The sequence below is a fragment of the Bacteroides finegoldii DSM 17565 genome (assembly GCF_000156195.1).
Lineage (GTDB): Bacteria > Bacteroidota > Bacteroidia > Bacteroidales > Bacteroidaceae > Bacteroides > Bacteroides finegoldii.
In genome coordinates this window covers 45,161-68,462 of record NZ_GG688333.1, presented here as the reverse complement: position 1 = coordinate 68,462, position 23,302 = coordinate 45,161, and the positions used below count along the sequence as shown (strand labels likewise).

At 42.8% G+C, this 23,302-nt stretch carries 16 protein-coding genes and 1 pseudogene; 15 read left to right on the top strand and 2 right to left on the bottom strand.

All coding sequences use genetic code 11. From position 1 onward, the window contains the following. Positions 1-16: 16 nt before the first annotated feature. The 4 genes from BACFIN_RS02650 to BACFIN_RS02665 all read left to right on the top strand — a co-directional run bounded on the left by BACFIN_RS02650 (position 17) and on the right by BACFIN_RS02665 (position 6,823). Complete coding sequence (locus BACFIN_RS02650) at positions 17-3,601, top strand: BACON domain-containing protein (protein ID WP_007757327.1); 3,585 nt, start codon at positions 17-19, stop codon at positions 3,599-3,601. 399 nt (positions 3,602-4,000) lie between these two features. Next, on the top strand, positions 4,001-4,849 hold the full coding sequence (locus BACFIN_RS02655) for a helix-turn-helix domain-containing protein (protein ID WP_007757324.1): 849 nt from the start codon (positions 4,001-4,003) through the stop codon (positions 4,847-4,849). A 35-nt stretch (positions 4,850-4,884) separates the two neighbouring features. Then, positions 4,885-5,544, top strand: coding sequence for a hypothetical protein (locus BACFIN_RS02660; protein ID WP_007757323.1), 660 nt, complete (start codon positions 4,885-4,887; stop codon positions 5,542-5,544). Between the two features lie 142 nt (positions 5,545-5,686). After that, on the top strand, positions 5,687-6,823 hold the full coding sequence (locus tag BACFIN_RS02665; protein WP_007757316.1) for an OmpA family protein: 1,137 nt from the start codon (positions 5,687-5,689) through the stop codon (positions 6,821-6,823). A 65-nt stretch (positions 6,824-6,888) separates the two neighbouring features. Here BACFIN_RS02665 and BACFIN_RS21015 read toward each other — a convergent pair whose 3' ends face one another. Both BACFIN_RS21015 and BACFIN_RS22040 read right to left on the bottom strand, forming a co-directional pair. Continuing rightward, positions 6,889-7,575, bottom strand: a complete 687-nt coding sequence (locus BACFIN_RS21015) for a hypothetical protein (RefSeq protein WP_007757314.1) — start codon at positions 7,573-7,575, stop codon at positions 6,889-6,891. 243 nt (positions 7,576-7,818) lie between these two features. Beyond that, positions 7,819-7,977 (bottom strand): annotated as a pseudogene (locus tag BACFIN_RS22040) (ATP-binding protein); the annotation flags it as partial. A 459-nt stretch (positions 7,978-8,436) separates the two neighbouring features. Here BACFIN_RS22040 and BACFIN_RS02675 point away from each other — a divergent pair. The 11 genes from BACFIN_RS02675 to BACFIN_RS02725 form a co-directional block, all read left to right on the top strand. Continuing rightward, the gene (locus BACFIN_RS02675) at positions 8,437-9,684 is read left to right on the top strand and encodes a nucleoside permease (protein WP_007757313.1); all 1,248 of its coding nucleotides are present in this window, start codon (positions 8,437-8,439) and stop codon (positions 9,682-9,684) included. Between the two features lie 17 nt (positions 9,685-9,701). Continuing rightward, positions 9,702-10,256: a bifunctional nuclease family protein gene (locus BACFIN_RS02680; RefSeq protein ID WP_007757312.1), complete on the top strand. Its 555-nt coding sequence runs from the start codon at positions 9,702-9,704 to the stop codon at positions 10,254-10,256. 8 nt (positions 10,257-10,264) lie between these two features. Then, entirely contained in the window at positions 10,265-10,963 is a 699-nt protein-coding gene (locus BACFIN_RS02685) for a 16S rRNA (uracil(1498)-N(3))-methyltransferase (RefSeq protein ID WP_007757311.1), read from the top strand. Positions 10,964-11,013: 50 nt separating this feature from the next. Continuing rightward, positions 11,014-12,561, top strand: coding sequence for a DUF4836 family protein (locus BACFIN_RS02690; protein WP_022274908.1), 1,548 nt, complete (start codon positions 11,014-11,016; stop codon positions 12,559-12,561). Positions 12,562-12,577: 16 nt separating this feature from the next. Next, positions 12,578-13,222 (top strand): ATP-binding cassette domain-containing protein, encoded by a 645-nt coding sequence (locus tag BACFIN_RS02695; protein ID WP_007757309.1) that lies wholly within the window; start codon positions 12,578-12,580, stop codon positions 13,220-13,222. A 73-nt stretch (positions 13,223-13,295) separates the two neighbouring features. Beyond that, positions 13,296-14,501, top strand: coding sequence for a hypothetical protein (locus tag BACFIN_RS02700; protein ID WP_007757308.1), 1,206 nt, complete (start codon positions 13,296-13,298; stop codon positions 14,499-14,501). A gap of 16 nt (positions 14,502-14,517) precedes the next feature. Further along, positions 14,518-17,178, top strand: coding sequence for a TonB-dependent receptor plug domain-containing protein (locus tag BACFIN_RS02705; protein ID WP_007757306.1), 2,661 nt, complete (start codon positions 14,518-14,520; stop codon positions 17,176-17,178). A 710-nt stretch (positions 17,179-17,888) separates the two neighbouring features. Next, entirely contained in the window at positions 17,889-18,809 is a 921-nt protein-coding gene (miaA, locus tag BACFIN_RS02710) for a tRNA (adenosine(37)-N6)-dimethylallyltransferase MiaA (RefSeq protein ID WP_007757303.1), read from the top strand. A 55-nt stretch (positions 18,810-18,864) separates the two neighbouring features. Beyond that, complete coding sequence (locus BACFIN_RS02715; RefSeq protein WP_007757301.1) at positions 18,865-19,791, top strand: diacylglycerol/lipid kinase family protein; 927 nt, start codon at positions 18,865-18,867, stop codon at positions 19,789-19,791. Between the two features lie 36 nt (positions 19,792-19,827). Beyond that, complete coding sequence (kdsA, locus tag BACFIN_RS02720) at positions 19,828-20,628, top strand: 3-deoxy-8-phosphooctulonate synthase (RefSeq protein WP_007757300.1); 801 nt, start codon at positions 19,828-19,830, stop codon at positions 20,626-20,628. An 80-nt stretch (positions 20,629-20,708) separates the two neighbouring features. Continuing rightward, positions 20,709-23,302, top strand: a 2,594-nt coding sequence (locus BACFIN_RS02725; RefSeq protein WP_007757298.1) for a M16 family metallopeptidase, incomplete at its 3' end; no start/stop codon positions are given.

Below are 23,302 nucleotides of genomic sequence, written 5' to 3'. Positions count from 1 at the left end.
TAAAGAATAGATACATATGAGAATCAAACATTACACTTTGATAGTCGCTTTTCTGGCGATATCTATGGGAATCCCTCTCGTGCAAGGGTGCAGTGATCCCTTCGATAAGTATGGAAACGGCGGGACAGAAATGCCTGTCAGGGAAGGCTGGACGTCTGTCAGCATGTCTGTCGAAGGACTTGGGCTTCGAAATCCCCTGACACGGTCCCTTACACCGGAGGGGGAGAATTCCACGGCAGCGGAGAGGATTAGGGTACTTGTGTTTGACAAGGACAACAAGTTTTCATATGAGGCCAAAGTGACCTCCTATATTCCTTCCGGTAATCCGGCTGACAAGAAAGACAAGGGTACCATGACCTTGTTGGCGAAAAATACTCCTTCAGGCGATACCAGTACATTCGTGATGCTGGCCAATGTCACCCGGTCAGCTAATACAGACGCAGACGGACTGACTGGAAAGACACGGGAGGAAGTCATGCAACTTTTCACTTTCTCCATGCCGGACAAGGGGATATGGAAAGACGGGGAGTTGCCGATGTGGGGTGCCTCGGACCCAGTCAGGGTGGATCACAGTGCCGGTGCCGTTCCCAAACTTGGAACTGTCTATCTGGTCCGTGCCGTGGCACGTGTGGATGTGGGACTTAACTTGAGCAACATATCGGAAGGGGCTTCTACATTCGACGAGAAAGCCGGAGGGATTGAAGGGATAACGCTGACTAAAGTATTTTTTTATAATACCAATACGACGGGACGGGTCTCTCCGTTCGAGAACGGGATTTACTGGGATGAGGCCAATAGAAAGGCGAAACAGCCTTCTATTCCTGATCCTGCTCCGGCTGTGACAGGAAAGATTGATAAAACATCTTCCATAGTGGATGAGAAAATCTTGTTACGTGAGGTATATGTTCCGGAGGCGGTCAATGTGCCGACGGCTGCCACGCAAGGAGCCAACGGAGAGACTCTTCCTGAGAATAATACGGAAAATTACTTGAAACGTCCTTATATCATTGTCGGACTGACCGGTGCAGATAAGAGCCGTCCTGACAAGGAAACTTTCTTCCGGATAGACTACCTGAAACGTACCGGAGCCGAGGCTGATGCGACATACGAGTACCTTCCCTTGCTGCGTAACTACCGTTATCTGGTGAATATCAAGGCTGTAGGTGGTCCGGGATTCGATACGGAAGAGGATGCTAGGAAAGGACCGGCCGCCAACATTATGTACAATGTTGTGGTATGGAACGAGTCCACTATGTCTGATGTATTGTATGATGGGCAATATATGCTGGGGGTCAGTGCCGACCATTTCACTTTTTATAGGGAGGGAGGCAGCCTGACGGCGAAAGTGCAGACTTCCTGGCCGGAAGGATTTACGGTAGAGGGACTGCCTGCATGGATCAGTTATTCTATAAAACCTTCGGATCCGGATAAGACCGCACCGACGGATGAGAAAACCGTGACCTTTACGGTCACAGAGCATGTGGATGCATCCCGAAGGTGGCCGGAAAAGCCGGAAGATGCTCAGAATACGTTGAAAGCCGCTTATGTGAAGGCGGGGCGTATGAAATGGTTTCTTGGCTTTGAGCAGTCTAAGGATATCAATGTCACCTTACAGATTTTTGCGGACGAGGCCTGCAGCCGACCGCTGGAGTTTATTGAGGTCAATCAGTATGGCGAGAGCTATGGGCAGGCGGATAAGGTGACAACGAAAGACGGGCGGACGCTTACGGCGGAAGAGGCAGGTGCCAGGGTTACTTTCTATGTAAAGACAGAACCGCATGATTTGGAACCCGTATTCCATGCTGAAGCCGCCAATCCATTCAAGATAGAGAAAGCGGGTCAACTTGCCGGGGGAATATGGAAGTACACGGTGACGGCTCCCGACATTACAGGAAATACGGAGTATTTCGATAATTTCAATACCACTTATACTTTCACCGTCACACATGCGGAAACCGGTAGAAGTGCGTCGGGGAAACTCAGCCTCTTGCAGAAAGAATATAATGCTATCCCCTTTTTTGACAAATTCCTGCATCAGTCATTGCTGGTATCCAATAACAGTATCTATCTGATGGATGGCAAACAGAAGCAATATTATGTCAAAGCCAACAGCGAATACAAAATTGAGTTGGTTTCGGCTTTGTCTGACAACAATGCTGGTAATGTGATAGAAGACTTTACGCTTTTCTATGAGAAGGATCCTTCCCTTTCTGGAAAACCTGTGCCTTTCATAGCTGTTGACGATATGACGTCTCCGCGTCTTTACTCCGGTAAGGCGAAATTCAAGATTTATTCCCCTGATGGTCTTTTTCCGGAAAGAGAATTTGAGTTGGAGCTGGTTTCCGGAATTGTACAGCCTGAAGCGAATACATATATGCTTAAAGCGGGAGCAAAGCAAGGGATCTTTATTCCTGTTTCCCGGGTAAATACTGCCTATGAGTATTACAAAAAGCTTCTGGACCATGACGCTGTTTTGAGTGGTAAGCAGGGACTTCCCGGTAGCAAAGAGGATTTTATGTTGAATAAGTTGGATGCAGATGATGATTGGAGAGTCAATATCGTGTGGACGGACATTAAAGAGGCTGGCGGACATAATGATATAGAAAAAGCGGGACTCAGTGAATTGTCCGAACAGGGAGGTTCCGGTCCGGGATCATATATTTATGTCAAGCCAGGGCAGACTCCGGGAAATGTGTTGATAGAAATTAAATCTGGCAGGATCAAGGGGAATCCGACACTCTGGTCCTGGCATATCTGGATTGTTGACAACTATCCGACAGTCTTGGATGTTGCGAGTCAGGGAGGTGATGGTCCGAAAACGGTTCAATTGATGTCGCATCTGTTGGGAGCGTACGAAAGGGTCCAATCACAGTATAGTGCAGATGCATATAGGGAATTTGGTATGCAATATCAATGGGGCAGGAAAGACCCGTTCCCGGCACATGATGTTCGTGTCAATAAAAACTTTTATGACGGCAGTGGCAAGCTATTTGATTTCCTTTGGGAACAGAGAGGAAATGATGTGGATTATGGAAAAACAGATGCTCAGCAGGCGAGAGGGGCTGCTCTTACGATGAAACAGAGCATCGAACATCCAAACGCTATCGTCTCTCATCAAAGTTTCTGGCAGTATGAATGTTTCCCGCATGGGCTGGTTAGTTATTTCAAAGACCGTTGGGTGTTCCTGTATCCATGGAACCGGCCTTCCCAGACAGGGAGTCCGGAGGATGTAGGCGGGAAAACCGTATTTGACCCTTCTCCTTACGGATTCCGGATTATGTCACAGAAAGAGGCCGTGACTTTGAGATACGCATATTATTATGCAAGTCGTTCCGGCCTTAACACACCGCTGCCTGGAAGTATTTATGACGGCAGTTTTACAGATGGCAAGTCTGGGGGTAATGAAGTCATTTTCGCCGTGGCACAAGCCAGAAGCGATACTCATGCAGGGCGTTATCTGCTTAATTCCACTGGAGGTCCTGCCGGTTGGGCGCCTACTTCCAATACAAGCGCTGTTTACAGGCGTTGCATGACCTATTCCGTACGTCCGGTCATTGATCCGGATGTGCAGGAAGACTACAAAAAGTATTTGCCAGAATAAGTCATACTCCGTGTGAGCTTTTGCTTGCACGGAGTAAAAAATCTTGTTGTATTTTTCTGTAACGTATCATATTTTGGTGTCTTTTTATAGTCATATATTCACGAAATAAATATTGTGAGAACTTTGTTTCATATCACTTTTACACGAGCGTTTGGTAACTCAGAGACATATTTTATGAATACTGTTTTAGGAATCGGTATACCATCGGATGGTAGTCAGTCATAAAAATGCATGGTCTTATAACCTCCAAAACTCTTTATGTCCCAATGACCTATCAAAGACCGATTGATTGACCAGTATATGTTTTGTGTATTTAATTTGTCTGTTTTAGTTGAGAAATTGTCTGTTTTCACAAAAACAGCTATGTCTTGATTTTTGTTGTAATAAAAAATAAGAAATATGAAATTACTATATCTGAATGAACATTTATCCTGTCTGAATTACCAGATGAATTCGGATGTAGGATTTACTTGTCAGCAACTGGAGAAGGATGAGGTATACCGGATTGATAATAGCAAGTCGTCGTGTACTCTTTTTATGATTGAAGGTGATGTGATTTTTGATCTGGGTAAATATAAAGGTTTACGAATTTTACAGAACCAGATGGTGTTCATTCCACAAAACATAGGAACCCGGATGAAGTCTATAACCGGTTCGAAATGTATGCTTTTATTTTGGGACAGGAACATGAGTGTATGTGACAAATTGTTTTTGGGCTCGTTGTCTGCCAGAGGGGAGGACCGAACGGCTGATAATTTTATTCTTCCCGTCAGGAAGCCTCTTGCTGAAGTGCTGGATTCTGTCGGAATGTATCTGGAGGCAAGGTTGCTTTGTAAACATATGCATTTGCTGAAGCAGCAGGAACTGCTTTTGGTGTTGAAGGGCTTTTATACAAAGAAAGAACTGACAGCGTTCTTTTCCGCATCGACCGGCATCAGACAACGTTTTGAGAAATTTGTCATGGAAAACTATAAGAAAGTGAACTCTGTCAAGGAATTCGCTGATTTATACTATGTTTCCGAACGCTCCTTCAGCCGGAAGTTCCACTCCTGTTTCGGGGAAAGTCCTTATAAATGGATGCAGAAGAAAAGGGCGGAACAAATGTTGGAAATGATTTGTGATCCGGAGTTTTCCTTTCAGGAAATATCCGACAGGTTAGGTTTCAGTTCACCTTCCCATTTTACGGCATATTGCCGCAGAATGTACGGGATGCCTCCCACCCTATTGAGAGAAAAAAATAAGAAATGAACGGATTTTTATAATTACATTTTAACGGAGAAACTATGAAATATTTAAATACCGGTCTGGTCTGTGAGCAGTCAGGGCTTTCCTGTGTGGAGTTGCCGAAGATCTGTATACCAGTCTACAGAGAGGTTGTCAAGGAAATGGCAGAAGTGATAAAGGACTCTCAGATGCGGGATGTTTTTTACTCTCTTTCTACCGGGATAGATGTACAGACAGTTTCCAAGAAAACAGGTGTTGCCCCCAGGAATCTGGCATATATGTATAAAAAAGCGAGCAGGCAGGTTCATTTGGAATGGAAACCTTATTCTGAATGGAAACAAGAGTTGGACCGTGTATATATCAGATGCCGGAATTATGCGGCACTCCTGACACATTCCCAAGAGTGTGGCGGACAGAATTTCAAGAATGTAGTGATAGTTGTAAGGGAACAGGATATTCCGTCGGAATGTGTAGACCTGTTGATTACACCTTTAGGAAATTTGGATATAAATTTCAGGGTGTTACGTGCGCTTAGAAAATACAATATCTATCAGCTTGAGGATCTTTTACGCTTTATAAAATATAACGGATTTGATGCGCTGTGCCGAATACCCGGTATAGGAATGAAATCTGTTGAGCAGTTGTACAAGAATTTAAAAGAGAGGAAAATTCTGGAAGATAAGGAAACTTGTATGCTGTTCCGCTACCTTTTTGTGTAAAATACATAAAGAATACAGGAACTATATTCAGACATTTGAAATGACTATGGATATAATTGATATCTTGTCTTTATTTTTAAAACGAATAGATATACTGATAAAACGGGATAATTCCCCTATGTTTAATTAAAAACTAGAATTGATGAAAAAAAACATCTTGATTTTATGTATGCTTGGAGCATCTGCCCTGGCTGCAAATGGACAGACATTATTGAAAGGTATTAAATTTACGGACAACTGGTCTGTCGGAATTAATGGTGGCGTGACCACTCCGATGACACACTGCTCTTTTTGGAAGAACTCCCGCCCTGCTATGGGCATTGAATTATCAAAACGGATAACACCAGTTCTGAGCCTGGGGACTTCAGTCATGGGGTATATCAATACAAGCAGTAGTAAAACGGCTTTTGACGCTTCGAATGTTGAGCTTTTAAGCAAGTTTAATATGATGAATCTTTTCGGTGGTTATCCTGGAACACCCCGGACATTTGAAATGGAAGCCGTAGTTGGAGTAGGCTGGCTTCATGGCTACGTCAACGGTACGGGGGATGATAATTCCTGGGGTACACGGCTGGGAATGGACTTCAACTTTAATATAGGGAAGGAAAAAGCGTGGGCAATCAGTCTGAAACCATCATTGGTATATGATATGGAAGGTGACTTTAACCGACACAAGAGCCGTTTCAATGCCAATAATGCACGTGTTGAACTGCTCGCAGGGATTACTTATTATATAAAGGGAAGTTCCGGCAGGCACCATGCCACCCTCGTAAAGGAATATAATCAGACAGAGGTGGACAACCTGAATGCAAGTGTAAACAGTCTGCGTGGCCAACTTTCGGACAGCCGTAAACAGACAGAGGAAGCAGTTGGCCGTGCGGACATGCTCCAGAAGCAGCTGGCTGAATGTCAGAACAAGAAACCGGTCATTGAAACTGTTATTGAAAAAGCCAAGACACTGGAGTCTATTGTAACTTTCCGCCAGGGTAGTTCCAAGGTTGACGTCTCACAACTCCCCAATGTGGAACGGATTGCCTCCTATATGAACAGGCATCCTGAATCCAAGGTTGTGATCAAAGGATACTCTTCACCGGAAGGAAGTATCGAGGTGAACGAAAGAATAGCCCGTGCCCGTGCGGAGTCAGTCAAATCCATTCTTACGAAGAAATACCGGATAGCCGCCTCACGCATTACTGCGGAAGGACAAGGCATAGGGGATATGTTCTCTGAACCTGACTGGAACAGGGTCAGTATCTGTACCTTGCAGGAAAATAAATAATATCCGGGACTATGGTTCCATACAATCCACAGCATCATCTGCAAGATGCATGAATGTTAAAGATTTCATATAAACCATGGATTGCGATGCGGATTATAGTCAGTCTGCAATGTAGCCAGTTGCCAATCGGTAACTGGCTTTTTGATTTCATCAAGCTTACGGAGAATTTGTGGGCTGAGCCGCAAGCGGACCGTATCGTTAAGCCATTTCATGCTGTCCTCATAATCCCGTATCCGTACAACACTTACATTATTGGGAGCTATGAGTTTTGTAAGTTCATAAACAGCCAGTCTTACCATGTGCCTCTTAAGGTTAGAATTACGTGGGTCATGTAACACAAAATGTTGTCCTGCTTGTGGAATATCTGCGTTTACGTCTGTTTCTGGACTGAACACCCGTCCTTTGTAGACTACATACTCGTGATCCGAAAGTTCATATGTGTTGTATGCCGGATCATAATCTGCGACGGCACCCCAATTGTCGGAAACTATTGGGTCGAGGTTGCTGTCAAAGCTGTCAAGTGTCGTCAACGTGTAAAACTCTCCGCTATATTCGACCACGCTCCATAATGGATATTCCACGGGCTGCCATGATGGCGTTTCTATTTCCTTCCAGCCATTGACTAGCGGGATACGTATGTCGTTGAACTTGTATCCATTCTCCAAAAGACAGGTATAGAAAACCCCATTATGACTGATCTTATCACCCAGATAGTAAGTACCGAACAGGGAGTAATTTACCACCTGTGTCACACTGATATTGGCATCGGAACACTCTTCCTAATAAATGGCTGTTGATGGTTTACGGTAACCGCTGATGGAGCGTGTCACTTCATGAATTTGTCCTTCAAAATAGATATGCCCCCTGGAAAATATAAAGCCCGTTGACCCACTATTATATTCCCAATTGATCCATCAAAAAAAACATTGGATTTATGAAAAGAAAAATGCATTTTAACCCGGGTCAGTTTTAGTTATAATTATCTACCACAGATGTTACTTCTTTTTGGCATTTATTTTTCTTACAGAATCTCCAGTAAGTTCAATCTTGTGTGCAGAGTGTACAATTCTGTCCAGTATTGCGTCAGCTAGGGTAGGATCACCAATTACATCATACCTGCTTTCGACAGGAAGTTGTGATGTTATTATGATTGATTACGTTTGATTGTACAGTCTATTTTCGAGGTATAGTACAGCTATTGGACTTTCACCATAAAACTATTACATAGAGATGAAATGCTCAATATTAATAGATTATGTAGTTTTTTTGCAGAAGTGGCAAGGAAGGAAATTTGCTCTGTATAGGGGGGGGGGATTTTCAAAAATAATTCATTTCTAACCTTTTAGAAGTTGTAAACTATATACATCCGTCTTTGCGAAAATTTGATTATTAATTGTATTCATGTAGGCTAATATGCGATTTTTCGACTCAGCTACCTTAGTTTGCATTTGATATTCAGAAAGTTATAGAGCAAAATAAGCTACCTGGGATAGATAGCCTTCTTTTTTTTGTACCTTTTTCTCCGATTACTAGTTCACCTATCCAATGAAAATATTATATTTGCATCTATTATCAACTATCAACGAGAAAGAGAAACACAAATTTAAAAAGTCATGAGTATAAAAGTTCGTTTGATTATTATGAACTTCCTGCAATTCTTTGTATGGGGGTCATGGTTAATATCATTAGGTGGTTATATGGGCAGAGAACTCCACTTCGAAGGAGGACAGATCGGTGCCATTTTCGCCACTATGGGAATCGCTTCTTTAGTAATGCCCGGTATCATCGGTATCATAGCCGATAAATGGTTTAATGCAGAACGGTTATACGGACTTTGCCATATCATAGGAGCCGCTTGCCTTTTCTACGCCTCTACAGCAACGGACTACGATCATATGTATTGGGCGATGTTACTTAATCTGCTGGTATATATGCCTACCCTATCACTCGCCAATACTGTTTCATACAATGCATTAGAACAATATAAATGCGATCTGATCAAAGACTTCCCTCCTATCCGTGTATGGGGAACTATCGGTTTTATCTGTGCCATGTGGGCGGTAGACCTTACCGGTTTCAAGAATTCGAGCGCGCAGCTTTATGTAGGTGGTGCTTCCGCGCTATTGCTCGGCCTTTATTCATTCACCCTACCGGCTTGCCGACCTACCAAATCTGAAAACAAATCATGGCTTTCAGCTTTCGGACTGGATGCATTGGTGTTGTTCAAAAGAAAGAAAATGGCTATTTTCTTCCTATTCTCCATGCTCTTGGGGGCTGCACTACAGATCACCAACACTTATGGAGATCTCTTCCTGAGTAGTTTTGCCGGCATTCCGGAATTTGCCGACTCTTTTGGAGTGAAACATTCGGTTATATTGTTATCCATATCACAAATGTCCGAGACATTATTCATTCTCGCTATCCCCTTCTTCCTGAGACATTTCGGAATCAAACAGGTAATGCTGATCAGTATGTTCGCTTGGGTGTTCCGGTTTGGACTGTTCGGGTTCGGAGATCCGGGTTCCGGACTTTGGATGCTCATCCTTTCTATGATTGTTTACGGTATGGCCTTTGATTTCTTCAACATTTCCGGTTCATTGTTTGTTGAACAAGAAACCAATTCTTCCATTCGTGCCAGCGCACAAGGACTGTTCTTTATGATGACCAACGGATTGGGAGCGATTATCGGCGGATATGCCAGCGGCGCTGTGGTGGACGCATTCTCCGTATATGCCGATGGCAGGCTGGTAAGCCGCGAGTGGACAGATATTTGGCTGATATTTGCAGCTTATGCACTCGTTATAGGTGTTTTGTTTGCTTTAGTATTCAAATACAAACACCAGCGAGAAAGTCAAAACTAATTAAGTAAGAAAAAACAATGGATAAAAAGGTAGAATTACAAGTTATAAATATTACAAACAGTCAGGCACAGATAGGCGCATTTGCCATGCTGTTAGGCGAAGTGGACGGTGAGCGGCAATTGCCTATCATCATCGGTCCGGCAGAAGCCCAAGCCACCGCTTTATACCTGAAAGGAGTGAAAACTCCCCGTCCGTTGACACACGATTTATTCATTACAAGCCTCACCGTACTAGGGGCAAGCTTGATACGTGTATTGATTTATAAAGCCAAAGACGGTATTTTCTACTCCTATATTTATCTTAAAAAAGACAACGAGATTATACGAATCGACGCACGTACTTCGGATGCGATAGCATTGGCTGTACGTGCTGATTGCCCGATTCTTATCTATGAATCCATTCTTGAACAAGAATGCCTGCACCTGTCGGGAGAAGAAAGAACTCGTTCCGGACAGATAAATGATGAGGGAATATCGGATGAAGAAGCATTGCAACAGGCCATTAAAGAGGAAAACTACGAGCTGGCTGCCCGGATACGGGACCAGATTAATTCAAGAAACAATAATCAGTAATTAACATTATGCACGTTTTTTATACTCCCGATATACAGAAAAGTAACGAACTGCCCGATGAGGAAGCACAACATTGCATCCGTGTTTTACGGTTGAATATCGGAGATGAAATCACCCTTACGGATGGTAAAGGGAACTTCTACAAAGCAGAGATTACGGCAGCGACCAACAAGCGTTGTCTGGTGGCTATCAAAGAAACCGTATTTCAGGAGCCGCTCTGGCCTTGTCATCTTCACATTGGCATGGCACCAACAAAGAATATGGACCGTAACGAATGGTTTGCAGAAAAAGCCACCGAGATAGGTTTTGACGAATTAACCTTCCTCAACTGCCGTTTCTCGGAACGTAAGGTTATCAAGACCGAACGAATCGAAAAGATTCTCATATCGGCCATCAAACAATCACTCAAAGCACGATTGCCGAAGCTGAATGAAATGACCGATTTTGACAAGTTCATTACCCGTGAGTTCAAAGGACAGAAGTTTATCGCACATTGCTATGAAGGCGACAAACCTTTATTGAAAAACATTCTCAAACCCGGAGAAGACGCGCTTGTCCTGATAGGTCCCGAAGGAGACTTCAGCGAAGAGGAAGTAAAGAAAGCCATTGAACAAGGATTTGTCCCAATCAGTCTGGGCAAATCACGGCTTCGTACGGAGACAGCCGCTTTGGCAGCCTGTCATATATTGAATCTTCAAAACCAATAACACAGCAATCGACTGAATAGATGATTATACAACTTTTAAATAACATAAGTATGGTAAAGAAAATGATTTCACGACTCTCGGTACTGGCAGTACTGATTGTTTTTCTGGCAGCATGCTCCAAGACATCAGAGTACACAAATGTGATACCGGCTGATGCTTCGGTAGTTGCTTCTATCAACCTCAAATCCCTCGCAAGCAAAGCCGGATTGGACGATAAAGAAAATGAAGCTGCCAAACAAAAAATATTGGAAGCACTGAAGAGTGGAATGAACGCCGCTACTTTCCAACAATTGGAGAAGATTATGAAAAACCCCAGTGAATCGGGAATTGACGTGGAATCTCCGGTCTATGTATTCTCTTCCTCTTCTTTCCCATACCCCACTATCGTAGGAAAAGTGAGCAACGAAGACAATTTGCATGCTTCATTGGATGTAATGGCAAAAGAACAGATCTGCCAGCCGGTGAGCGAAGCCGATGGATACAGTTTTACGACAACAAACGGAGATTTGCTTGTATTCAATAACCTCACTGTGATGATCATCGACGTAAACGGAGCTTCCCAGACCGAAAAAGCCCAAGAAGGCATTGTTACTCTAATGAAACAGACAGCAGAGAACAGTATCGCAAAATCCGGAGCTTTCCAGAAAATGGAAAAGCAGAAAAACGACATTAATTTCTTCGCATCCATGACAGCCATTCCTTCCAATTACCGCAATCAAGTAAGCATGGGGCTACCTGCCGAAGTAAAACCAGAAGATATTACTCTTGTGGGAGGATTGAATTTTGAGAAAGGCAAGATTGCCCTCAAGACAGAGAACTATACCGAGAACGACGCTGTAAAAGCTTTACTGAAAAAGCAAATGGAATCTTTCGGGAAAGCCAACAATACTTTTGTCAAATATTTCCCTGCTTCCACACTAATGTTTTGCAATATAGGAGTGAAAGGAGAAGGACTTTATAATCTGCTAAGCGAAAATAAAGAATTCCGCAACACGGTATCCATTGCCAAAGCCGACGAAGTGAAAGAATTATTCAGTTCATTCAATGGAGATGTTTCCGGAGGCCTTATCAATTTCACGATGAGCAGCGCTCCGACCTTTATGGTATACGCTGATGTCAAAAATGGAAATGCGCTTGAAACTCTTTATAAGAACAAGCAGTCGTTGGGACTGAAAAGAGGTGAAGACATTCTGGAACTTGGAAAAGATGAATATGTCTACAAAACAAAAAGCATGAATATATTCTATGGAATCAAGGACAAACAAATGTATGCGACGAATGATGAGTTACTCTACAAAAATGTCGGCAAAGCAGTAGACAAGTCCATCAAAGATACTCCTTATGCTTCTGACATGAAGGGTAAAACCGTATTTATGGCTATCAATGCCGAAGCGATACTCGACCTGCCCGTTGTTAAAATGATAACAGGTTTCGGAGGCAAGGAAGTAAAGACTTACCTTGAATTAGCCAACAAAGTATCTTATCTATCTATCAGTTCAGAAGGTGAAACCAGCGAAATCGACCTTTGCCTGAAAGATAAAGATGTCAATGCTCTTAAACAAATCGTTGACTTTGCCAAGCAATTTGCCGGCATATAATCTGTAAACAAACGGTATGAATAGTATTCACTTACAGCAAACACTTCCCCAAGTGTTTGCTGACCGTAATTCGATAGTCTCGGATATATGGCATCAGGATCTTTTCTTCCGAAAAGGAAAAATGTATCTGATTGAAGCAGCTTCCGGCACCGGTAAGTCCTCGTTGTGCAGTTACATCTATGGCTATCGAAACGATTATCAAGGGATTATCAATTTCGATGAAACAAATATCAAAGCATACTCCGTGAAACAATGGGTAGACTTGAGAAAACATTCATTGAGTATGCTTTTTCAAGACTTGCGCATCTTTACCGAACTTACCGCTCTCGAAAACGTACAACTGAAAAACAACCTTACCGGATATAAAAAGAAGAAGGAAGTTCTCGCATACTTCGAGCAGTTGGGTATTGCAGATAAAATCAATGTAAAAGTCGGTAAACTATCTTTCGGACAGCAGCAACGCGTTGCTTTTATCCGTGCACTCTGCCAACCGTTCGATTTTCTTTTCCTGGATGAGCCGATCAGCCATCTGGACAATGAGAACAGCCGTATCATGGGAGAAATTATCACAGCCGAAGTTGAAAGGCAAGGAGCCGGAGTCATCGCAACTTCCATTGGTAAGCATATTGATTTACCTTACGACCACATCTTCCAACTATGACCGGCTGTCTCATAAGAAAATACTATCACACTCTTTCGAACCGTTAATTGTAATCTGTAAAATCGTAAATAAAATGTCTGCTCTTGTCTGGAAACTCCTCCGCCAACATATCAGTATCGGCCAGCTGGCCGGTTTCTTCTTGGCCAACCTATTCGGAATGATGATTGTATTGCTTAGTGTGCAATTCTATAAGGATGTGATTCCGGTATTCACCGAAGGAGACAGCTTTATGAAAAAAGATTTCATCATAGCTACAAAGAAGATCAGCACGCTGGGGTCTTTCGCAGGAAAAAGCAATACATTCACAGCCGAAGACATCACCGACCTGAAAAAACAGCCGTTTACTAAAACAATAGGAGCTTTCACTCCTTCACAATTCAAGGTATCAGCCGGATTAGGAATGCAGGAAGCAGGAATCCACCTTTCCACAGATATGTTTTTCGAATCAGTTCCTGACGAGTTTGTCGACATCAAACTCGACAAATGGCATTTTGACGAATCCACTCATACAATCCCTATCATTATTCCCCGCAATTATCTGAACCTGTATAATTTCGGATTTGCCCAAAGCCGCAATCTGCCCAAGCTCTCGGAAGGATTGATGAGCCTTATCCAAATGGACATAATGATGCGAGGCAACGGACGGGTAGAACAATACAAAGGAAACATTGTCGGCTTTTCCAATCGTCTGAACACCATTCTCGTGCCGCAATCATTTATGAAATGGGCTAATGAAAACTTCGCTCCGGGTGCAGAGGCACAACCTTCGCGACTAATCATAGAAGTCAACAACCCTGCCGACTCTTCCATTGCCGGTTACTTCCAGAAAAAGGGATATGAAACAGAAGACGGAAAACTAGATGCAGGAAAGACCACTTATTTTCTCCGCCTCATTGTAGGAATAGTATTGGGAGTAGGTTTATTTATCAGCATTCTCTCATTCTATATATTAATGCTAAGTATCTTCTTGTTATTACAGAAAAACACCACAAAATTGGAAAGCTTATTATTAATCGGTTATAGTCCCAACAGAGTGGCATTGCCTTATCAATTACTCACGGTAGGTTTAAATATTGTCGTACTTGTCCTATCCATCGGACTAGTTTACTGGTTACGTGGCTATTACCTCAACAGTATCCAATTACTTTTCCCGCAATTGGAAACAGGTTCATTATGGGTAGCCGTCAGTATGGGAATTCTGTTATTCCTCGTTGTATCTGTAATCAATATACTCACAGTCAGAAAGAAGATTTTTTCCATTTGGACACATAAGTCGTAAATGTAAAGCACACAGTATGAAAAGCAAGACTACGTTTTCTATCAATCAAAGTTCAATGGCATTCCTCATCGGAATGCTGTTGTGTATTTCCTCAGTATCGATAACCGTATCTGCACAAAACATGCAAGATACCATCATAGCCCATTTTAATCTGTTGGAAAAAGTACCTCAGGAGAAACTATATCTGCACCTGGATAAACCTTTCTATGGAGCAGGGGAGAAAATATGGTTTAAAGGGTATTTGGTAAATGCTGTCACACATCAGGATAATACACAAAGTAACTTCATCATTACAGAACTTGTCAATCGTTCCGACTCGATCATAGAACGGAGAAAGATCCGCAGAGATTCCTTAGGATTCCATAATGCCTTCTCACTTCCTCCCACGCTCCCTGCAGGCGATTATTACCTGCGAGGATACAGTAATTGGATGCTTAACCAAGAACCGGAATTCTTTTATTCTCACAATCTGAAGATCGGTAATTCGATTGATAATACAATCGTTTCCACCATTGAATATCAACAGGAAGATGAAACACATTACACCGCTAAAATAAAATTTACCAGCAATACTCAGGAAACGTTCAACAATACAACGATTCGTTACCGTTATATCGAAAATGGCAAAGTGGAAGACAAAGGAAAAAGGAAGACAGACGAGAATGGTCTTATTTCTATTTCCCTGCCGGATTTAAAACTTGCCGCCACCCGACAGATCATAGTAGAATTTGACGATCCCCAATACATCTATAAGAAAACCTTCTACCTGCCTTCATTCACAAAAGATTTTGATATCAAATTCTTCCCGGAAGGCGGTGCATTATTAGCTGTCCCCCACCAGAATATAGCTTTCAAAGCGCAGGGAGCGGACGGTCTGTCAAAAGAAATAGAAGGTTTCCTGTTCAACTCACAAGGAGACACCTTGACCGTTTTTCGTTCCGAGCACGATGGCATGGGAGTTTTCACCTTAAATCCAAGTGATGGAAATTCCTACTATGTAATTGCCAAATCCGGTGATGGTATCAGCAAGCGATTCAATCTTCCCGCTGTCGAACAGCAAGGAATTACCCTCTCTATGACGCACCACAAAAAGGAAATACGTTATGAAATTCAGAAAACAAGTACAACCGAATGGCCTGAAAGGTTATTCTTAATAGCACATACTCGTGGCAAATTAGCTATTCTGCAACCAATCAATGCGAACAGGCCTTTCGGAAGAATGAATGACAGTCTGTTTCATGTCGGCATCACTCATTTTATGCTTATCGACCAACAGGGCAATGCGCTTAGTGAGCGGTTGGTTTTCATCCCCGACCGTAATCCACATCAGTGGCAAATCCTTCCCGACAAACCGACATACGGAAAAAGAGAAAAGGTATCTCTGCAAATCGCAGCTAAAGATCATAACGGCAATCCTATAGAAGGAAGTTTTTCTATCAGCATTACCGATCGGAGAAGTATCCGGCCGGATTCCCTTGCAGATAATATCGTATCAAACCTTCTCCTGACTTCCGATCTGAAAGGTTATGTGGAAAATCCCGGATATTATTTTCTCCACCAAGATCTCAGAACTCTACGTACCCTGGACTTCTTAATGATGACACACGGGTGGCGCAGACATCATATCAAAAATGTAGTAACTCCACCTTCTTTGAATCTAGCCAACTACATAGAAAAGGGGCAAACGATCAGTGGACGAATCAAAGGGTTCTTTGGAGGTAATGTGAAAAAAGGTCCTATCTGCGTCTTAGCTCCCAAACAAAAGATTGTTGCTACCACTACTACGGACGAAAAAGGAGAATTTATCGTGAATACATCATTCAAAGATAGTACAACTTTCCTCGTACAGGCACGTACCAAAAGGGGATTTGCCGGAGTAGACATAGAAATCGATACTCCTAAATATCCGGCAACCTCCCCAAAGTCACCTTTCCGTAATGAAGCAGCAACCTTTATGGAAGACTATTTGCTCAACACACGTGACCAATACTATATGGAAGGAGGTATGAGGGTGTATAACCTGAAAGAAGTACTTGTCACGGGAAGTCGTAAAAAGCCCGGTTCGGAGAGTATATACACAGGAGGTATCAACACTTACACTATCGAAGGGGATAAATTGGAGAATTATGGTGCACAGACAGCCTTCGATGCAGTCAGCAGACTTCCGGGAGTCAGTGTGACAAACGGCAATGAGATACATATCCGGAACAATCCCGAACAACCCGTCATTGTTATTGATGACGTTGTGTATGAAGACGACAATGATATCCTGACTATGATACAGACTAGCGATATGTCCAGTCTGAGCCTTCTTCGTGGAGCGGACGCTGCCATATTAGGTTCTCGTGGTGCGGCAGGCGCCATTGTTATCACACTGAAAGAGGGCAAAGATCTTCCTGCAAGACCCGCGCGAGGCATTATTACATACACTCCGCTAGGCTACAGCGATTCTGTCGAATTCTATCAACCCACTTACGATACTCCTGAAAAGAAAAATGCGCAGCGTTCGGATTTAAGAAGTACGATTTATTGGAATCCAGCACTGCAACTGAATGCAGAAGGAAAAGCAACCATTGAATATTATACTCCGGACAGTACCGCACCGGAAGATATAATCATAGAGGGAGTGGATAAAAACGGAAAGGTATGCCGGATAGTTCAAACAATCAACAATTGATAGCAGTTCAAGCTCCTCAATAGCTTTTATATTAGGGTATCCTTGCCCTATCAAGCAAGCACTACTGTGTTAAGGTGCCTTTATCTTTGTTCTACCATACCGGTATTGTTCCATTAAAACACCGACATTGTTAATTCACCACGGCCGTGGAGAGATCTTCTCACGGCTGTGAAGAGAAGCTACCACGGCTGTGGAGAGAAGTCGTCACGGTCGTGGAGAGTTAAAGATAAAGACACCCTAACTGAATAATACCGGCATTTCAACACCACTTTACCGTCAGCTTAGCCTTATTCTTCCAGTATTTCAAAAGCGCATAACCACGTATTTATCAAACAATTCACCTGGGAAAGAGACAAAAAGCAGGCTGACAATAAAAGTCTCATCTCCTATTGTCAGCCTATTATCAGTTTCTATTGTCAGCTATATTTTCACTGATAATCAGCGGATTAATTGTTATCCTGACAGATTGACAATAAAAACTGAATAAAAAAACATAGTAGCAGAGAAATAAAAAAAGACAAGAAGTATAGTTTTATCATATAATCAGATTTAAATTCCTGTTCAAACGCTATATAGTTCGCTTTAAAGTAAAATACGTATTCCTCCCTTTTCTGCAAATTTCCCAAGCTCTAATCTTCATAAAAAAGTAATTGTATACAGGATAGGTTAAATTTATTTCGTAATTTTGCGGATATATAAAGAATGAAGCTATGCCGGACTATGATTTAATCACCATACTCGGACCTACCGCATCAGGCAAGACTCCTTTTGCTGCTGCTTTGGCCTATGAACTCAACACAGAAATTATCAGTGCCGACTCCCGCCAGATATACAAGGGAATGGATCTTGGCACAGGGAAAGACCTTGCCGACTATACAATAAACGGATATACGATTCCCTATCATCTGATTGATATTGTCGAGCCCGGATATAAATATAATGTATTTGAATATCAACGCGATTTCCTTATTTCTTACGAATCAATTAAACAAAAAGGCCGTCTCCCCGTTTTATGTGGAGGAACAGGTATGTATCTGGAATCCATACTGAAAGGATACAAACTAATGCCCGTACCGGAAAATCCGGAACTGCGTACCCGCTTGGCGAATCATTCCCTTGAGGAACTGACAGAAATATTAAGCCGCTACAAAATATTGCATAACTCTACCGATGTGGATACAGTAAAGCGTGCCATTCGCGCCATAGAAATCGAGGAATATTACGCCATCCATCCGGTTCCCGAACGCGAGTTTCCGGCACTGAACAGCCTTATTATCGGAGTAGATATCGACCGGGAGCTACGTCGCGAGAAGATTACCCGCCGATTGAAACAACGGTTGGAAGAAGGAATGGTAGATGAAGTACGACGTTTGATTGAACAAGGCATTTCACCGGATGATTTGATCTATTACGGGTTGGAATACAAATACCTGACATTGTACGTCATAGGCAAGTTGAGCTATGAAGAGATGTTCAACGGTTTGGAAATAGCCATCCACCAGTTTGCCAAGCGGCAAATGACTTGGTTCAGAGGCATGGAAAGAAGAGGATTTAACATTCATTGGGTGAATGCGACACTTCCAATGGAAGAAAAGATAGCTTTTGTAAAAGAAAAACTGAAAGAGATTTAGTATCTTTGTCGGTTATTAAAGTGAGATTTTAATACAGTAGGATAGGAATACGAATATGAGTGTAGAACCGAACAAATGGGGTGTGATTTACAACCCGAAAGCTGGTACCCGAAAGGTAAAAAAGCGCTGGAAAGAGATCAAGGAGTACATGGACAACAAAGGTGTTGATTATGACTATGTACAATCCGAAGGTTTCGGTTCAGTAGAACGTCTCGCAAAGATTCTAGCCAACAATGGTTATCGTACTATTGTCGTTGTAGGCGGTGATGGAGCATTGAATGACGCCATCAACGGTATTATGCTATCCGACGCCGAAGACAAAGAAAATATCGCACTTGGCCTGATTCCGAACGGAATCGGAAACGACTTCGCTAAATATTGGGGACTCAGCACTGAATACAAACCGGCAGTGGATTGCATCATCAATCATCGGCTGAAGAAAATAGACGTAGGCTACTGCAACTTCTATGACGGCAAAGAACACCATCGCCGTTATTTCCTCAATGCCGTCAATATCGGATTGGGTGCACGAATCGTAAAGATCACCGACCAGACCAAACGTTTCTGGGGAGTAAAGTTCCTGTCATACGTTGCAGCCCTGTTTTCTTTGATATTCGAACGAAAACTATACAGAATGCATTTACGCATCAACGACGAGCATATCCGCGGACGTATCATGACCGTATGTGTGGGTAGTGCATGGGGATGGGGACAAACGCCAAGTGCCGTACCCTACAATGGATGGTTGGACGTTTCCGTAATCTATCGTCCGGAATTTCTACAGATTATTTCCGGACTATGGATGTTGATTCAAGGAAGAATCTTAAATCATAAGGTAGTGAAAAGCTACCGTACCAAAAAGGTAAAAGTACTTCGGGCACAAAACGCATCCGTAGATTTAGATGGCCGTCTGCTTCCCAAGCACTTTCCTTTAGAGGTGGGAGTACTTCCGGAAAAAACAACGCTTATTATTCCGAACTAATATTGATTGACAACCTGTAATTCATTAAATAACAAAATGATAGAACTTAAGAACAATCCTGCCGGTAACTTTTTCCTATTGGCCGGTCCGTGTGTGATAGAAGGAGAAGAGATGGCAATGCGCATTGCCGAACGAGTAGTAAAAATCACCGAAACATTGCAAATTCCATACGTATTCAAAGGCTCTTACCGCAAAGCCAACCGTTCGCGGCTTGACTCATTCATGGGTATCGGTGACGAGAAGGCACTAAAAATACTACAAAAGGTACGCGACACGTTCGGGGTTCCTACCGTAACGGATATCCATAGTGCAGACGAGGCCGAAATGGCAGCCGAATATGTGGATATTCTCCAAATACCGGCTTTTCTCTGCCGTCAGACAGACTTATTGGTCGCAGCAGCTAAAACAGGAAAGACAATTAACATCAAAAAAGGGCAGTTCCTTTCTCCTTTGGCTATGCAGTTTGCCGCCGACAAAGTGGTGGAAGTTGGCAACAAAAACGTGATGTTGACCGAACGCGGTACGACTTTCGGTTACCAGGATTTAGTAGTAGACTATCGTGGTATCCCTGAAATGCAGTCATTCGGATATCCGGTCATTCTGGATGTCACCCACTCTTTGCAACAACCCAACCAGACCAGTGGCGTTACCGGTGGTATGCCGCAACTGATAGAAACCGTTGCCAAAGCAGGTATAGCCGTAGGAGCGGACGGACTATTTATCGAGACACACGAGAATCCTGCCATAGCCAAAAGTGATGGTGCCAATATGCTCAGACTGGACCTTTTGGAAGGTCTGTTGACCAAGCTGGTCCGCATAAGAGAAGCTATAAAATAACTATTTTGCTGTCAATTTGTGATTTCACGTCAAACACTGCGACAAATTACTCAGAAACATTTATTTAAATTAAATAGAACATGAAACATTTATTACGTGGATTATTTATTGCAGTTCTTCTGATATGCTGCAATTTCCAGTCCGTACTTGCACAACCGATGCAACAACTGCCTGTGGACAAAAATGTCCGTATTGGCAAGTTAGACAACGGACTGACTTATTACATTCGCCATAACGCACTTCCGGAGAAGCGTGTAGAATTCTACATCGCACAGAAAGTGGGTTCAATACTTGAAGAGCCGCAACAACGTGGTCTTGCCCATTTCCTGGAACACATGGCATTCAACGGAACAAAGAATTTTCCCGGCGATGAAACCGGATTGGGCATTGTGCCTTGGTGCGAAACAAAAGGTATCAAATTCGGAACAAACCTGAACGCATATACCAGTGTGGACCAGACAGTTTACAATATCAGTAACGTTCCTACAGAAAACCCCAATGTAGTAGACTCTTGTCTGCTCATCCTTCATGACTGGTCAAATGCCATCAACCTTGCCGACAAGGAAATCGACAAAGAGCGTGGTGTGATCCGTGAAGAATGGAGAAGCCGTAACAGTGGTATACTCCGCATCATGACAGATGCACAGCCCACGCTATATCCGGATTCCAAATATGCTGACTGTATGCCCATCGGAAGCATTGACGTAATCAATAACTTCCCTTATCAGGCCATCCGCGATTATTATGCCAAATGGTATCGTCCGGACCTACAGGGAATCGTCATTGTCGGTGATATCAATGCGGAAGAGATGGAAGCCAAATTGAAAAAAGTATTCGAAGATGTGAAGGCTCCTGTAAATCCTGCCGAACGTATCTACTATCCGGTATCAGACAACCAGGAACCGCTTATTTATATCGGAACTGATAAAGAGGTGAAGAATCCTTCTGTAAACATCTTCTTCAAACATGAAGCTACCCCGGATTCTTTAAAAAATACAATTAGCTATTACGCTAGCCAATACATGCTCAGCATGGCTATGACTATGTTGAACAACCGTTTGAATGAACTTCGCCAGACAGCCAACCCTCCTTTCACCAACGCAAGTGCAGGATATGGAGAATTTTTCCTTGCCAAAACAAAAGAAGCATTCAGTCTGGATGCGAGAAGCAAGGTAGACGGTATCGACCTGGCAATGAAAACCGTATTGGAAGAAGCTGAACGCGCACGCCGTTTCGGATTCACCGCTACTGAATACGAACGCGCACGTGCCAATTATATGCAAGGCGTAGAATCTGCTTACAATGAACGTGAAAAGACAAAAAGCGGTTCATACGTTAACGAATATGTAAACAACTTCCTTGATAAGGAACCGATTCCGGGAATTGAATTCGAGTATATGCTCACCAAGCAAATGGCTCCGAATATTCCGGTAGAAGCCATCAATAAGATGATGCAACAACTTATCACAGACAACAATCAAGTGGTTCTGTTGGCCGGTCCGGAAAAAGAAGGAGTAAAATATCCTACTAAAGACGAAATCACCGCTTTATTGAAACAAATGAAGTCATTCGACTTGAAGCCGTATGAAGACAAAGTTTCTAATGAACCGTTAATCTCCGAAGATCTTAAAGGTGGAAAAATCGTATCCGAAAAAGCCGGAGAAATTTATGGGTCTACCAAGTTAGTACTTTCCAACGGTGTGACCGTATATGTGAAACCGACTGACTTCAAAGCTGATCAGATTGTAATGAAAGGTGTAAGCCTCGGTGGAACCAGTGTATTCCCGAACGATGAAATCATCGATATTGCCCAATTGAACGGAGTAGCTTTAGTAGGCGGTATCGGAAACTTCAGCAAAGTAGATTTAAGCAAGGCTCTTGCCGGTAAACGCGCATCCGTAGGAGCTGGTATCGGCAATACGACAGAAACGATTTCAGGTAGCTGTTCTCCGAAAGATTTCGAAACAATGATGCAGCTTACTTACCTGACATTCACTTCTCCACGCAAGGATAATGAAGCTTTTGAATCTTATAAGAACCGACTGAAAGCTGAACTTCAGAATGCGGACGCCAATCCGATGAGTGCTTTCAGCGACACGATTACAAGCGCATTATACAACAATCATCCGCGTGCTATCAAGATGAAAGAAAACATGGTAGACAAAATCAACTATGACCGCATTATTGATATGTACAAAGACCGTTACAAAGATGCCAGCGACTTTACTTTCTACCTGGTAGGAAATGTGGATTTGGAAAAAATAAAACCAATGATTGCCAAGTATCTGGGAAGCCTGCCGACTATCAACCGCAAAGAGACTTTCAAAGATAACAAGATGTATATCCGCAAGGGAAAATACAAGAATGAGTTTGCCAAGAAACAGGAAACTCCGATGGCTACCATCATGTTCTTATATAGCGGCACTTGCAAATACGATCTACGCAACAATATCCTGCTCAGCTTCCTTGACCAGGCTCTAGATATGGTTTATACAGCAGAGATCCGCGAAAAAGAGGGTGGAACTTATGGAGTAAGCTGTAACGGAAGTCTCGGAAAATATCCGAAAGAAGAACTCATTCTTCAGATTATATTCCAAACAGACCCTGCCAAGAAAGATAAATTGTCTGCTGTTGTCGTAGAACAATTGAACAAGATGGCAAAAGAAGGTCCGTC